This window comes from Streptomyces sp. ISL-99 (genome assembly GCF_018614005.1).
Lineage (GTDB): Bacteria > Actinomycetota > Actinomycetes > Streptomycetales > Streptomycetaceae > Streptomyces > Streptomyces flavidovirens.
In genome coordinates, this window is the sequence record NZ_JAGGPC010000079.1 from 1 (window position 1) to 13,405 (window position 13,405).

11 protein-coding genes and 1 pseudogene are annotated in these 13,405 nt (G+C 71.1%); 10 read left to right on the forward strand and 2 right to left on the reverse strand.

The genetic code is table 11. From position 1 onward, the window contains the following. Nucleotides 1–94: 94 nt before the first annotated feature. Nucleotides 95–535, forward strand: a complete 441-nt coding sequence (locus tag J7E91_RS33060) for a hypothetical protein (protein WP_214910708.1) — start codon at nucleotides 95–97, stop codon at nucleotides 533–535. An 18-nt stretch (nucleotides 536–553) separates the two neighbouring features. On the opposite strand, the gene J7E91_RS33065 is transcribed toward J7E91_RS33060, so the two are convergent. After that, nucleotides 554–1,279, reverse strand: coding sequence for a class I SAM-dependent methyltransferase (locus tag J7E91_RS33065; RefSeq protein ID WP_214910710.1), 726 nt, complete (start codon nucleotides 1,277–1,279; stop codon nucleotides 554–556). 121 nt (nucleotides 1,280–1,400) lie between these two features. On the opposite strand from J7E91_RS33065, the gene J7E91_RS33070 reads away from it, so the two are divergent. The 4 genes from J7E91_RS33070 (at nucleotide 1,401) to J7E91_RS33085 (ending at nucleotide 6,219) form a co-directional block, all read left to right on the forward strand. After that, nucleotides 1,401–1,880 carry an SPW repeat protein gene (locus J7E91_RS33070; RefSeq protein ID WP_214910712.1) on the forward strand — a complete coding sequence of 160 codons (480 nt, stop codon included), beginning with the start codon at nucleotides 1,401–1,403 and terminating at the stop codon, nucleotides 1,878–1,880. A 110-nt stretch (nucleotides 1,881–1,990) separates the two neighbouring features. Next, complete coding sequence (locus tag J7E91_RS33075) at nucleotides 1,991–4,339, forward strand: FHA domain-containing protein (RefSeq protein WP_214910714.1); 2,349 nt, start codon at nucleotides 1,991–1,993, stop codon at nucleotides 4,337–4,339. A gap of 12 nt (nucleotides 4,340–4,351) precedes the next feature. Beyond that, nucleotides 4,352–5,212 (forward strand): hypothetical protein, encoded by an 861-nt coding sequence (locus J7E91_RS36525; RefSeq protein WP_251016634.1) that lies wholly within the window; start codon nucleotides 4,352–4,354, stop codon nucleotides 5,210–5,212. After that, on the forward strand, nucleotides 5,212–6,219 hold the full coding sequence (locus J7E91_RS33085) for a serine/threonine-protein kinase (RefSeq protein ID WP_214910716.1): 1,008 nt from the start codon (nucleotides 5,212–5,214) through the stop codon (nucleotides 6,217–6,219). Before J7E91_RS36525 ends, J7E91_RS33085 begins: the two co-directional genes overlap by 1 nt. 16 nt (nucleotides 6,220–6,235) lie before the next feature. On the opposite strand, the gene J7E91_RS33090 is transcribed toward J7E91_RS33085, so the two are convergent. Continuing rightward, nucleotides 6,236–7,531: a streptophobe family protein gene (locus tag J7E91_RS33090; RefSeq protein ID WP_214910718.1), complete on the reverse strand. Its 1,296-nt coding sequence runs from the start codon at nucleotides 7,529–7,531 to the stop codon at nucleotides 6,236–6,238. A gap of 154 nt (nucleotides 7,532–7,685) precedes the next feature. On the opposite strand from J7E91_RS33090, the gene J7E91_RS36920 reads away from it, so the two are divergent. From J7E91_RS36920 to J7E91_RS33115, 5 genes and pseudogenes are all read left to right on the forward strand, one after another. Next, a complete protein-coding gene (locus J7E91_RS36920; RefSeq protein ID WP_214910720.1) occupies nucleotides 7,686–8,879 on the forward strand; it encodes a DUF6777 domain-containing protein in 1,194 nt (397 codons plus the stop codon). Between the two features lie 112 nt (nucleotides 8,880–8,991). Beyond that, nucleotides 8,992–10,722 carry a cytochrome c oxidase subunit I gene (gene ctaD, locus J7E91_RS33100; protein WP_214910722.1) on the forward strand — a complete coding sequence of 577 codons (1,731 nt, stop codon included), beginning with the start codon at nucleotides 8,992–8,994 and terminating at the stop codon, nucleotides 10,720–10,722. A 33-nt stretch (nucleotides 10,723–10,755) separates the two neighbouring features. Further along, nucleotides 10,756–11,097, forward strand: coding sequence for a hypothetical protein (locus tag J7E91_RS33105; RefSeq protein ID WP_214910724.1), 342 nt, complete (start codon nucleotides 10,756–10,758; stop codon nucleotides 11,095–11,097). Between the two features lie 94 nt (nucleotides 11,098–11,191). Further along, a pseudogene (locus J7E91_RS33110) lies at nucleotides 11,192–12,250 on the forward strand (GTP-binding protein); the annotation flags it as partial. A 106-nt stretch (nucleotides 12,251–12,356) separates the two neighbouring features. Beyond that, a complete protein-coding gene (locus tag J7E91_RS33115; protein WP_214910728.1) occupies nucleotides 12,357–13,394 on the forward strand; it encodes an NAD-dependent epimerase/dehydratase family protein in 1,038 nt (345 codons plus the stop codon). Nucleotides 13,395–13,405 lie beyond the last annotated feature (11 nt).

Here is a 13,405-nt window from a genome sequence, read left to right on the forward strand (position 1 = left end):
ACAACTGCGGCTGCAGTACTAGGTCATCAGCGACATGGGTAGGAAACCGGTCAGGAGCGAACGTCCACCGCGAACAGCGGCAAGAGGGGCACCCATGGAGCTGAGCGAGGTCACCTACGACGATCCCGACGACGAAAGCGGCGAGGCCGCCATGCGTACGTACGCCCGGCGCGCCTGTGAACTGACCGGCATGGACCCGGAGTACGGCGTGCCCGCGCTCGCCACGATCGCGCTGCGCGAATCCGCGTCCAACCACCCGCGCTGGCGGGTGAACACGAACGACTCCAACGCGCACGGCCCGGTCGTGGCCGACGGGCATCCGCAGAACTGCTCGCGCGGCGCCACGCAGTGCATCCCCCCGACGTTCGCCGCGTACCACCAGGAGGGCACCGCCACCACCCCCTACGACGTGGTGGCCTGCATGTGCGCCACGATCAACTACGTACGCGCGAGGTACGGCGTCAACCAGTCCGGGTCGAACTTCGCCGAACGGGTCCAGCAGGCCGATCCGGACCGGCCGCCCAAGGGGTACTGAACCGCCGCACCCGCCCTCTCACTCCTTCTGGGCCACCACCAGCCGCCAGTTGGGGCTTCCGTCGGTACGGCGGCCGAACTCCTCCAGGGGCTGCAGCCGCACCGTGAACCCGGCCCCGGCCAGGTCGTCCCGTACACCCCGCAGCGGGAACGTCCGGTAGTACATGACGAACCGCGGCCGCCACAGCGCGTTGCGTACGCGCATGACGGAGTCGAAGCCGAGCAGCGTCCAGTACAACGGCGAACGGATGGACTGCGGCGCGCCGATGGGGAAGGCGAACAGTCCGCCGGGCCGCAGCGCCCGGTGGACCCCGGCGAACAGCGCGGGGCGTTCGGCGGGCAGGAAATGCCCGAACGCCCCGAAGCTCACCGCCAGATCGAATTCCTGGGTGAACGGCAGGGCGCGGGCATCGGCCCGCGTCCACTCCACCGCGGGCGTCCGCCCGTCGTCGAAGGCTTCGCGGGCCGCGGCCAGCATCCCGGCGCTGAAGTCGACGCCGGTGACGCGCTCCCGGCACAGCGGGCGCAGTACGCGTGCGCCCGCCCCGGTGCCGCAGCAGACGTCGAGCCCCGCGCCGAAAGGCCCGAGAGGCTCCAGGGCGCCGGCGACCGCGTCCAGGAACCGGTCCGGCGTGCGGAAGGGGGTGTGGTCGAACTTCGGGGCCAGCAGGTCGTAGCCGCGCTCGATGGAGGAGAGAGCCTGCACGGTCAGCTCGCGGAAGGTGGGTCCCTGAGAGGTGAACACGGAGCCCAGCGTAGCCAGCGCTCCATTCGCGCCCACCCCACCCGTTGACCAAAATCGGCGATTGAGCGTTAATTATGACGTAAAGGGCAGATAAGGGCTTTCTATGTGGAGGCAGCCTGTCATGACCACTCACCCCAGCAGCATCGAGCAACACCCCGACGTCGCCGAGATGCGATCCCGGTTCGAGCGGGCGACCACCACTCCCCGCGCCCAGGCGATCGAGACACTGGCCCTCCTCACGGGTGTGTACCTCGCAGCGTCGCCGTGGATAGCCGGGTTCAACGGCCTCACCACCCTGGCCGTGTGCAACCTGATCACCGGTATCGCCTACGCGCTGTGCATGGGCGGGTTCAGCTCGGCGTACGAGCGGACCCACGCCATGGCCTGGACCGCCGCCGCCATCGGTGCATGGACGATCGTCGCTCCGTGGGTCGTGGCCGGCAACGTCGACACCACGCGCAGCGTTGTCAGCAACGTGATCGTCGGCGCCGTGGCCCTGCTGCTCGGCCTGGCCATGGCGGCCATGCACGGCAGCGAGTCCGGCCGCGCCCGCGCCCGTGGCCGCGGGCGCCGGAACACGGACGTCGGCACGATGGGCTGACACCCCCCCCCGCAGCCCGGCAACCACCTGGGCCCCGGCCGGCAGCACGGCCGGGGCTCAGGCTCGGGCCTGGCCAGGCGGAAACCGGGACCAATGGATAGAATTCGAACATGGGACAGCGGCCTGTCGCGCCGACCGCGCCCGAGCTGGTCCTCGAAACCGAGGCAGGCTCGACGCTGATCAGTCCGAGCAGGGACTACCACGTCGGGCGCGACCCTCTGAGTGACATCGTCATCGATGACGCCCGCGTGTCATGGCATCACGCGGTGCTGCGCCCCGAGGCGGACCACTGGACGCTTGAGGACGAGCACAGCACCAACGGCACGTACGCCGAAGGCAGGCGGATCCACGAGTGGGACGTCGGCCCCGGCAGCGTCATCCGCTTCGGCAGCCCGGCCGACGGGCCGCGTGCGATTCTCCTGGGGCATGAAACTCCGCCCTCCGCGCCGGAACGCCCGTCCGCCGTCTCCATGCCGTCCGCGACCGGCACCTTCCGGCAGCCGACCACCGTACGGCCGCTGCCGGCCCGTACCGTACGCATCGGCCGCGCCGCCGACAACGACCTCGTCGTCGACGACCTGATCGTCTCGCGCAGGCACGCCGAGCTGCGGGCGCGTCCCGACGGTACGTACGAGATCGCCGACCTCGGCAGTCACAACGGCACCTTCCTCAACGGCCTGCCCGTCACCGTCGCCGAGGTCTCCCCCGGTGACATCGTCGGCATCGGACACTCCGCGTTCTGCCTGGTCGGCGACACGCTGCAGGAGTTCGTCGACACCGGTGAGGTCTCGCTGGACGTGCAGGACCTGGCGGTCCTGGTCGACAAGGGCCGCAAGACACTCCTCGACGACGTGTCGTTCCCCGTCGGTGAGAAGTGCCTGCTCGCGGTCGTGGGGCCGAGCGGATCCGGGAAGTCCACCCTCCTCAACGCGCTGACCGGGCTGCGCCCCGCCGACCGGGGCACGGTCCTGTACGACGGCCGCGACCTGTACCGGGACTACGCCGAGCTGCGCCAGCGCATCGGCCTCGTACCCCAGGACGACATCCTGCACTCCCAGTTGACCGTGCGACGGGCCCTCGGCTACGCCGCCGAGCTCCGCTTCCCCGAGGACACCGCGAAGAGCGAACGGCGGGCGCGGGTCGCCGAAGTCATCCGTGAGCTGGGTCTTGACCAGCGGGCCTCCCAGCCGATCCACAGCCTCTCCGGCGGCCAGCGCAAGCGGGTCAGCGTGGCGCTGGAGCTGCTGACGAAGCCGTCGCTCCTCTTCCTCGACGAGCCGACCTCCGGGCTCGACCCCGGCATGGACCGCTCGGTCATGCACATGCTGCGCGGCCTCGCCGACGACGGCCGTACGGTCGTCGTCGTCACGCACAGCGTGCTCAGCCTCGACGTGTGCGACCGGCTGCTGATGCTGGCCCCGGGCGGCAAGATCGCCTACTACGGGCCGCCGGAGGACGCGCTCGCCTTCTTCGGGTTCGAGCAGTGGCCGGAGGCGTTCGAGGCCTTCGAGAACGACCGCGACCGCGACTGGGCGGGGCAGTACCGTCAGTCCCCGTTCCACCAGCAGTACATCGCGAACGCCAGCACGCAGCCGCACCTGCCGCGGGCCCCCGCCCCGGCCGTCGTCGCGCCGCCGCCGCGGCCCCGCAGCCGGGGCGCGCAGTTGCGGACGCTGATACGGCGGTACGCCGCCGCGCTGAGCGCCGACCGGACCTTCCTGGCGATCATGATCGCCCTGCCGTTCGTCATGGGCGCGATGGCACGGGCCCTGGCCGGCTCGAAGCTGACGCAGGACACCGCGATGAACGCGCTGCTCATCCTCTGCGTGGGCGGGGTGCTGACCGGCGCCGCCAACGCGGTGCGCGAACTGGTCAAGGAACGGGTGATCTACCAGCGGGAGCGTGCCGTCGGCCTGTCCAGATCGGCGTACCTGATGTCCAAGGTGGTCGTGCTGGGCACCATCACGGTCCTCCAGGCCGTCGTCCTGACGCTGGTCGCCCTGGTCGGCGTCGATCTCAGCGCGCCGGGCGGCGAAGGGGTACTCATGCCGCCACTGGTGGAGATCACCGTGGCCGTCGCCATGCTGTCGTTCACGGCGATGATGCTGGGTCTGCTGGTGTCCGCGCTGGTGCGCAAGGAGGAGGTCACCATGCCGCTGCTGGTCCTCCTCGCCATCGTCCAGGTCGTGTTCTGCGGCGCGCTGCTGAAGCTGGACGGGGTCGCCGGGGTCGAGCAGCTGGCGTGGCTGGTCCCGTCGCGGTGGGCGCTGGGCGCGATGGCCGGGACCATCGAGCTGGGCAGCATCGTTCCCGGCGAGCTGACGGCGGATCCGCTGTTCGGGCACTCGGCGGGGGTGTGGCTGCTCAACATGGGGATGATGGTGGTGCTCTCCGCCGTCTTCGGGTACCTCGTCGCGAAGCTGCTTCGGCGGCACGAACCCGCCGTCATGCGGAAGTAGGAACGGGGCGCCATGACGACTCCCGACTTCCGCCCCACGCATGTCGTCCCCGGGGACGGGCTCGCCGCCTGGGAGGAGCCGGACGTGTCCCGGCCCACGGAACCGCTCGATCCGCTGCTTCCCGTACAGCTGATCGGCCGGCGCGGGGACTGGGGGCAGATCCTGTGTGCCAACGGCTGGTCGGCCTGGGTCGACGGCCGCCTGCTCGTGTCCGTACCGCAGGAGCCCCCGGCGGCGGGGCAGCCGATGGCCCGTACGGCGGACCCGCGGCCTGTGCTGGCCCGCGTCGAGGAGTCCTTGAGCCAGTACCGGCGAGCGGCGGAGGACCTGACCGCGGGCCGCACGGACGGCGAGGGCTTCCGCCGCCGCACGCGCGGGCTGCGCGTGGGGATGGTGGCCGAGGGGGAATCGGTGTGGCTGTACGACGCGGAGCACGAGCGCTGGGTGTACTGCGACGGAACACACCTCGCCACGTACGCGGCCACGTCGTCCCCCGGCAACAGCGACAGCGACCCGCCGCCCCACGAACCCACCGAGGTGACCCCGCAACCCCCCGCCGCCCCACCCCCGGAACCGACCCAGGTGGTCACCCCCGCCGCCCCGGACGACGCCCGGCCGTCACCACCGGCCCCCAAGCGTGCCGCCGCCCCACCGACGACCGGCCCCGACGCCGACCGGTCCCCGGATCCGACCCGACCGGCCCCGCCAGAACCGGCCCCACCAGAACCCACGCGAATCGTCGGCGGCGGAGCGGGGCCGCCGGACGATGCCGGGGACGATGGCGACAGCCGTGGCCGCGAGGCCACGCGGGTCGTGGAGCCGCCCGGCGACGCGCCCGCCCCGCATCCGCCCACCTGGCCCGGTGACGGGTAATGGCACGCGCCCCCCACCAATCCGGCCTGGCCGGAAGGCCGTCCGAACTGCTCGGGACGCAGATCGCCGGCTACCTCGTGGAGAGCGAGATCGGCCGCGGCGGCATGGCCGTCGTCTATCGTGCGAGGGACCTGCGCCTGGACCGTACGGTCGCCCTGAAGCTGCTCGCGCCCGAACTCGCGCGCAACGACACCTTCCGCCGGCGGTTCACCCACGAGTCGCGCGTGGCCGCCGCGATCGACCATCCGCACATCGTGCCGGTCTTCGAGGCCGGCGAGACCGAGGGCGTTCTCTACATCGCCATGCGGTTCGTCGCCGGTCAGGACCTCCGTCATCTGCTCGACCGCCAGGGCCCGCTGCCGATCGGGACCGCGTCGCGGATCGCCGCCCAGGTGGCGTCCGCACTCGACGCAGCCCACGCCCACGACCTCGTGCACCGGGACGTGAAACCCGGCAACATCCTGGTCGCGGAGGGCACGGACAGCGACCACCCGGAGCACGTGTACCTCACGGACTTCGGCCTGACGAAGAAGTCACTGTCGCTGACCGGTTTCACCACCGTCGGCCAGTTCGTCGGCACGCTCGACTACGTGGCGCCGGAGCAGATTTCGGGACGCCCGGTGGACGGCAGGTGCGATGTCTACAGCCTCGCCTGCGTCGTCCACGAAACGATGGCCGGGACACCGCCCTTCCGGCGCGACGACGACATGGCGCTGCTGTGGGCCCATCAGTTCGACCCGCCACCACCCCTGACCGAGCAGCGCCCGGACCTCCCGGCCGCTGTCGACGGCGTACTGGCGAAGGCACTCGCCAAGAGCCCGGACGACCGGTACGGCTCCTGCCTGCAGTTCGTGGCCGCGCTGCGCGCCGCGGCGGCCGGCATCGGGCCCGAGGGCCGTCCGTCCACACGGGCGGACCGGCACGCCGACAGGTGGTCCGCCGCCGCCGAAGCTCCGCCCCCGCCGCCGCGTTGGGCCCTGCCGGTCTTTCCCGGGTACGTCGGGTAACCGGGCCCGCGGGCGGTCAGGAAGCCTCTGTCGCGACCTCGCCCCGCCGGTGGACCCGCGCGGCCGCCAGGCTGCCGAGGAAACCTGCCACCAGCCCCCACAGCACGGCCAGGCCGAGCGTCGTCCACAGGCGCGGCCGCAGCGAGACCTCCCCGCCGAGTCCGCCGCCCAGGTCCAGGAGCTCGCCGATGCCCAGCAGCGACAGACCGTAATGCGCGGAGAGGCGGGCGACCAGGCAGATCATCAGCACCGTGAGGGTCAGGGCGACGGCCATGTGTACGGCGTGCTGCCAGGCCTTCGTCCGTGCGGGTGAGCGGACGGCCATCAGGAACGCGGCGGCCGGCACCAGGACCACGGCGGCGACCAGCAGCCACCACGCCCGTCCGTCGTGCTCGGTGAGCGTGCCGAGACCGAGGGTGGCGATGTCCTTCGTACGGAGTACCTCGTCCAGAACCTGCGGCATCGGCAGCCCGAAGGGCCCGTCCACCTTCCCCTCCCAGGACCCGCCGAGACCCAGCGTGAGGGCGAGCCAGGCGAGGTTCGGCAGTCCGAGCAGGATCACGGCGAACGTCTCGGCCCGGTGGCCGTGCGTCACCACGACGACGAGCGCGAGGATCAGTCCCAGGACGACGTACGAGAGCAGCAGCACGACCATGGCGAACGCGGCCGGGCGTACGGGCTCCTGGAAGCGCAGGAGGCGGGCGGGGAGCGGGGCTCTGCGCGACACCAGGAGGGCGAGGACGAGGAGGCCCGCCAGCCAGAGCAGTCCGAAGAGGAGGGTGACGGGGATGTCGGTCCGGAACCCGACCTCGGGTGCGGCGTCGGCGATCACGTCCTCGAGGAGGCCGCCCGTCGGGTCCTGCAGCGGGATGCTGAAGGAGTGCCGCGCGAGGAGCGAGAGGACGATGAGCGCCAGTACCCACACGCCCGCCAACCACGCGGCCCGTCCGGCGAGTTCGCGCGTACTGGCGACGGCCCGGTGCCGCAGCGGCCGCAGGAAGAGCGTGGCGATCACCAGGGCCCCGGCGAGGGTCACGGAGAGCGGCAGCACCGAGAGGTCGGCCCTTGTTTCCGCGATCGCTCCCGCGTCGCCGGAGATGTCGACGGAGCCGCCGACCGCCATCACGACGACGGCCGCGACGACGCGCGGGAACGCGCCTCCCGGCAGGTCGGCCGCGCCCGCGGCCCACAGGCCGAGGGCCGCCGTGACGGCCATGGCCGCCAGGCCGGCGAGCACCGCCACGAGGGCGTCACGCCAGACGTGTGCGGCGCCGGTGGCGCGGCTGTGGTCGCTGAACTCCTGCTGGCTCACCCTGCCACGCTAAGCACACGCCGGGCAGTCCGCCGCCGGAGGGGGCCGACCGCGTCAGCTTGCGGGCCGTACGGGTGCGAAGCGCGCAAGAAGCACGCAGGGTGGGAAGAAGTTCACGCATCGCGACCGATCCCTACGTTGGGAAGAACCGCCAGTGAGTGCCCAGCCGCCGTCGTCCGACCGCCCCAAAGGGCCCCCCTCCGGCCCGCTCTCCGGTCCTTCGCGACCGGGTGCACCGCCCCCGCCCGGCACGCCTTCCGGTCCGCCGTCCGGCCCTCCGAGCGGCGGCGGTACGGGCGGTCCCGGTGGTGCGGGCGGACCCGAGGGCCCCGGCCGCCCCTGGTGGCGGTCCGTACCGCGGGTCGCGGCCATCGCGGCCGCCATCGTGGCCGCGGTGGTGCTGACCGTCGTCCTCACCCGCCCGGACGGCGGTACGGTCGCGAGCGGCGAGGTGTTCCTGGAGCCCGCCGCCTCGTCCGGGCCCGATCCGTACACCGAGTCGACGGCGCGCAACACCTCCGCGGCGACGGCGTCACCGACCACACCGCCGGGCGTGCAGCCGGGTGTGTCACCGACGCGGACCAACGTCACCCGTGCGGTGCGTGGGTCGGCCCCGGGTGTGTACGGCGGGACCCGGAACGTCGCCAGCTGCAACGTGGAGAAGCAGATCTCCGCGCTCACCTCCCAGCAGGACAAGAACGCGGCGTTCGCCTCCGTCCTGGACATCGAGCCCACCGGCGTACCCGCGTACCTGCGGTCGCTGACGCCCGTGCAGCTGCGGATGGACACCCGGGTCACCAACCACGGCTACCGCAACGGCGCTCCCACGCCCTACCAGGCCGTACTGCAGGCCGGCACCGCGGTCCTCGTCGACGACCGGGGCGTACCGCGGGTGCGCTGCGCGTGCGGCAATCCGCTGCGCCCGCCGGTCGCCGTCCAGGGCACGCCCAAGCGGGCGGGCACATCATGGCCCGGGTACCGGCCCACGGACGTGGTGACGGTGGCGCCCGCGGACCGGCCGGTGAAGGAATTCACCGTGTACGACCCGGAGAGCAACGACTGGTTCACCCGCGACACGGGCGACACGGGCGACGGCGACGAGCAGACCGCGCCGCCCACCACCACGGACACGACTTCCCCTCCGCAGTCCCCGGACGAGTCGCCGTTGACGCCGGCGCCCGAATCGCCGTTGCCGGAGTCCCCCGCCTCGGAGCCGGCGTCGCCCGAGACCGACCCCGAATCCCCGGCCCCGGACTCCCCGGCCCCGGACTCCCCCGCGCCGGCGTCCCCGTTGACGCCGCTGCCGCCCGCTCCCGACACTCCGGTCTCCGAGGCGCCGAACGGGTGAAGTCGACGTCGCATCAGTCTCTGGGCGCGCATCGGCGTCGCGCGACTGGTTTGCTGCCGGGCAGGAGGCCGGCGGGCCGCCACACGCGATTTTCAACCGGAGGAACGTCGTAATGACGACGATGAACACCGCAGGATCGGCCGGCCCGGAACCGGAGAGCTACGAGGACGAGCTTCCGGTCCACCCTCACCGGCGGGGCAGCGTCGTCATCAAGTGGCTGACCACCACCGACCACAAGACGATCGGTTCGCTCTACCTGACCACGTCGTTCGTGTTCTTCGTCATCGGCGGCGTGATGGCGCTCCTCATGCGCGCCGAACTCGCCCGGCCGGGCATTCAGATCATCTCGAACGAGCAGTTCAACCAGGCGTTCACGATGCACGGCACGATCATGCTGCTGATGTTCGCGACGCCGCTGTTCGCCGGATTCGCCAACTGGATCATGCCGCTGCAGATCGGCGCGCCCGACGTGGCGTTCCCGCGGCTGAACATGTTCGCGTACTGGCTGTACCTCTTCGGCTCGACCATCGCGGTGGGGGGCCTGCTCACTCCGGACGGCACGCCGGACTTCGGCTGGTTCGCCTACTCCCCGCTGAACGACGCGGTTCATACGCCGGGCGTCGGCGCCGACCTGTGGATCATGGGTCTGGCCTTCTCCGGCTTCGGCACGATCCTCGGTTCGGTCAACTTCATCACCACGATCATCTGCATGCGCGCACCCGGCATGACGATGTTCCGCATGCCGATCTTCACCTGGAACATCCTGCTGACCGGTGTACTGGTCCTGCTCGCCTTCCCGGTGCTCGCGGCGGCGCTCCTCGCCCTGGAGGCCGACCGCAAGTTCGGTGCGCAGATCTTTTCCCCGGCCAACGGCGGATCGCTGCTGTGGCAGCACCTCTTCTGGTTCTTCGGGCACCCGGAGGTGTACATCATCGCGCTGCCGTTCTTCGGCATCGTCACCGAGATCATCCCGGTCTTCAGCCGCAAGCCCATCTTCGGTTACATCGGTCTGGTGGGCGCGACGATCGCGATCGCCGGTCTCTCGGCGACCGTGTGGGCGCACCACATGTTCCCGACCGGCGCCGTGCTGTTGCCGTTCTTCTCGTTCATGACGTTCCTGATCGCCGTGCCGACCGGGGTGAAGTTCTTCAACTGGATCGGCACCATGTGGAAGGGCTCGCTCAGTTTCGAGACGCCGATGCTGTGGGCGACCGGCTTCCTCGTCACGTTCCTCTTCGGCGGTCTGACCGGCATCATCCTGGCCTCGCCGCCGCTGGACTTCCATGTGACCGACACGTACTTCGTCGTCGCGCACTTCCACTACGTCGTGTTCGGCACCGTGGTCTTCGCGATGTTCGCGGGGTTCCACTTCTGGTGGCCGAAGTTCACGGGCAAACTGCTGGACGAGCGGCTGGGGAAGATCACCTTCTGGACACTGTTCGTGGGCTTCCACGGCACGTTCCTGGTGCAGCACTGGCTCGGCGCCGAGGGCATGCCGCGCCGGTACGCGGACTACCTCGCCGCCGACGGCTTCACCGCACTGAACACGGTCTCGTCGATCAGCTCGTTCCTGCTGGGCATGTCGCTGCTCCCGTTCTTCTACAACGTCTGGAAGACCGCGAAGTACGGCGAGCCGGTGAAGGTCGAGGACCCCTGGGGTTACGGCCGTTCACTGGAGTGGGCCACCTCCTGCCCGCCGCCCCGACACAATTTCGTCACCCTCCCGCGGATCCGCTCCGAGTCCCCCGCCTTCGACCTGCACCACCCGGTGATCGCCGCCCTCGACCAGGCGCACAACCGCCCCGACGCCTCCGTGACCGTGGCTCCGGGAGACAAGCAGTAGGACACCGCCCGGAAGAGGCAGGGAGGAGCGAGCGTGGAGCCCGAGATGGAGAGCGACCGCGGTCTGGCCCAGCTGGAGGGCTATCTCCTGTGGAGTGCCGAGGTGGCGGATGCGCGCCGCCATGCCGACCGGTTCACCGAGCAGCTGCCGTGGCTGACCACCGCGCAGCGCGAGGACGTGGAGCGCGTCTACACGGCCGAGCGGCTCGCGGCCTCGCGCGCCATGCTGGTGCGCGTGTCGGCCCGCGCCACCACACTGCGCGCGGAGTACACCGAGCGCTACCGGCAGCTCAGGGCGCGTTGCGTGGCGGTGGCCGTCGTGTGCGCCGGCGCGGCGAGCGGGGGGTGCGCCGCGCTCACTCTGCTCGTCCGGTAACGCCCGCCCGGCCACCCGCGCGACGTAAGAAAAGCGGTTGCGGCCCGAGAACGAGCGGCTGCTCCACGCCGCCGGGATCGTCGACTGCGACTCGGTCCGGGCGGGGCGGATCGGGAAAATCCGGGGGCTCGGCGATGTCCGTATCGGTGACTGGATCGGTGCGGCGCCGGCCGCGTCGGCACGTCACCATTTCGCCCCGCCGACGCTGGAAACGGTCGTGGTTCCCTGCCGTCCGGCGGACAAAGGCGCGTTGCACCTCGCGCTGGCCCAATTCGCCGAGCAGGACCCGCTGATCAATCTGCGGCAGGACGACATCCGCGGGGAAGTGTTCGTCTCGCTCTACGGCGAGGTGCAGAAGGAGGTCATCCAGGCAACCCTGGCCGACGACTTCGGTCTTGACGTCACTTTCCGCAAGACGACCACTATCTGCGTGGAACGGCCGGCCGGCACGGGGGCGGCTTTCGAGATCATCGACAAGGAGCCCAATCCGTTTCTGGCGACCGTCGGACTGCGCGTCGATCCCGCACCGGTCGGCGCGGGGGTGGAATTCCGGCTGGAGGTCGAGCTCGGGGCGATGCCGTACTCCTTCTTCAAGGCGGTCGAGGACACCGTGAGGCAGACGCTGCTCCAGGGCGTCCACGGGTGGCAGGTCACCGACTGCACGGTCACCATGACGCATTGCGGTTACTGGCCGCGGCAGAGCCACTCGCACGCCGTTTTCGACAAGAGCATGTCGAGCACGTCCGCGGACTTCCGCAACCTGACACCGCTGGTCCTGATGAGCGCGCTGCGGCGGGCCACCACCGTGGTGCACGAGCCGATGCACCGGTTTTCTCTCGACGTACCGGCCGACACGCTCGGAGTGGTCCTGCCCGTGCTGGCACGGCTGCGGGCCGCTGCGCGCACCCAGGAGGTGCGGGGTGCGTCGGCTCTGCTGGAGGGGGACATTCCCGCGGCCCGGATGCACGAACTGGAGCAGCGCCTGCCGTCGCTGACGCGCGGCGAGGGCCTCCTGGAGTGCGCCTTCGACCACTACCGGCCGGTGCGTGGCGCGGCCCCGGCCAGGCCACGGACGGACCACGACCCGCTGAACCGCAAGGAATACCTGCTGCGGGTCCTGCGGAGGACCGGCGGGCGGCGCGAGGGGTCGTGACCAGGGCTTCCGGGCCGTCCGTTTCACCCGTTCTGTTCTGGGGACCCGAAGGAGGTCCGCCTGGTTCGGGAGCACGGCAACGACGAGCAAGGTCACGGAGTGCCTCATGAACGAGACAACAGGGCTGCGGGTGGTCGTCACGGGCGCCACCGGAAACGTCGGCACGAGTGTGGTGCGCGCACTCGCGGAGGATCCACAGGTCGGCTCCGTCCTCGGCCTCGCGCGCAGGGTTCCCGACCTGGCCTTTCCGCGGACCGAATGGGCTGCTGTGGACCTGGGCGAGGAGGAGAACGGTGACGGGCTCGCCGGTTACTTCGCCGGCGCCGACGCCGTGGTCCATCTCGCCTGGCGCTTCCAGCCGACCCACGACCCGGTGGTCACCTGGCAGACCAACGTCCTCGGCTCCCTCAGGGTCTTCAAGGCGGTCGCGGTCGCCGGAGTGCCCGCGCTCGTCCACGCGTCGTCGGTCGGCGCGTACTCGCCGGGACCCAAGGAGGCCCCCGGCGTCGACGAGTCCTGGCCCACCCACGGCTGGCCGGACGCCGCGTACTGCCGCGAGAAGGCCTACCTCGAACGGGTGCTGGACACCTTCGAGTACGAGCACCCGCACGTCCGCGTCGTACGCATGCGTCCGGCGTTCCTGTTCAAGGAGACGTCGGCGAGCGAGCAGCGGCGCATCTTCGCCGGGCGCTTCCTGCCCGGCCCGCTGGTACGGCCGGACCTGCTGCCCTGGGTGCCCGATCTGAAGGGACTCGTCCTGCAGGCCCTGCACACCGACGACGCCGCGCAGGCCTACCGGCAGGCCGTGCTGCGGGAGGTGAGCGGAGCGTTCAACCTGGCCGCCGATCCCGTCGTCGACGCGCGGGTTCTGGGGGACCTGCTGGAGGCGAAGGTGGTGCGGGTGCCCACGGGAGTGGTCCGCGCCGCGCTGGCGGCGGCCTGGAACGCGCACCTCGCCCCCGCGTCGCCGCACCTGTTCGACGCGGTGCTGCGGCTGCCCGTGCTGGACTCGTCCCGCGCGCGCCGGGAACTGGACTGGCAGCCGCTGCGTACGTCCACCGACGCGATCCGGGAGTTCCTGGACGGCGTACGCAAGGGAAGCGGCGAACAGACCGCGCCGCTCGCGGGTCGTAAGGCGAGCTAGTGGGCCGGGCG

What these genes read in the sequence shown, in the direction of transcription:
- J7E91_RS33060 (WP_214910708.1), top strand. Translation starts at nt 95, where the DNA reads ATGGAGCTGAGCGAGGTCACCTACGACGATCCCGACGACGAAAGCGGC.
- J7E91_RS33085 (WP_214910716.1), top strand. Translation starts at nt 5,212, where the DNA reads ATGGCACGCGCCCCCCACCAATCCGGCCTGGCCGGAAGGCCGTCCGAA.
- J7E91_RS33075 (WP_214910714.1), top strand. Translation starts at nt 1,991, where the DNA reads ATGGGACAGCGGCCTGTCGCGCCGACCGCGCCCGAGCTGGTCCTCGAA.
- ctaD (WP_214910722.1), top strand. Translation starts at nt 8,992, where the DNA reads ATGACGACGATGAACACCGCAGGATCGGCCGGCCCGGAACCGGAGAGC.
- J7E91_RS33115 (WP_214910728.1), top strand. Translation starts at nt 12,357, where the DNA reads ATGAACGAGACAACAGGGCTGCGGGTGGTCGTCACGGGCGCCACCGGA.
- J7E91_RS33070 (WP_214910712.1), top strand. Translation starts at nt 1,401, where the DNA reads ATGACCACTCACCCCAGCAGCATCGAGCAACACCCCGACGTCGCCGAG.
- J7E91_RS36525 (WP_251016634.1), top strand. Translation starts at nt 4,352, where the DNA reads ATGACGACTCCCGACTTCCGCCCCACGCATGTCGTCCCCGGGGACGGG.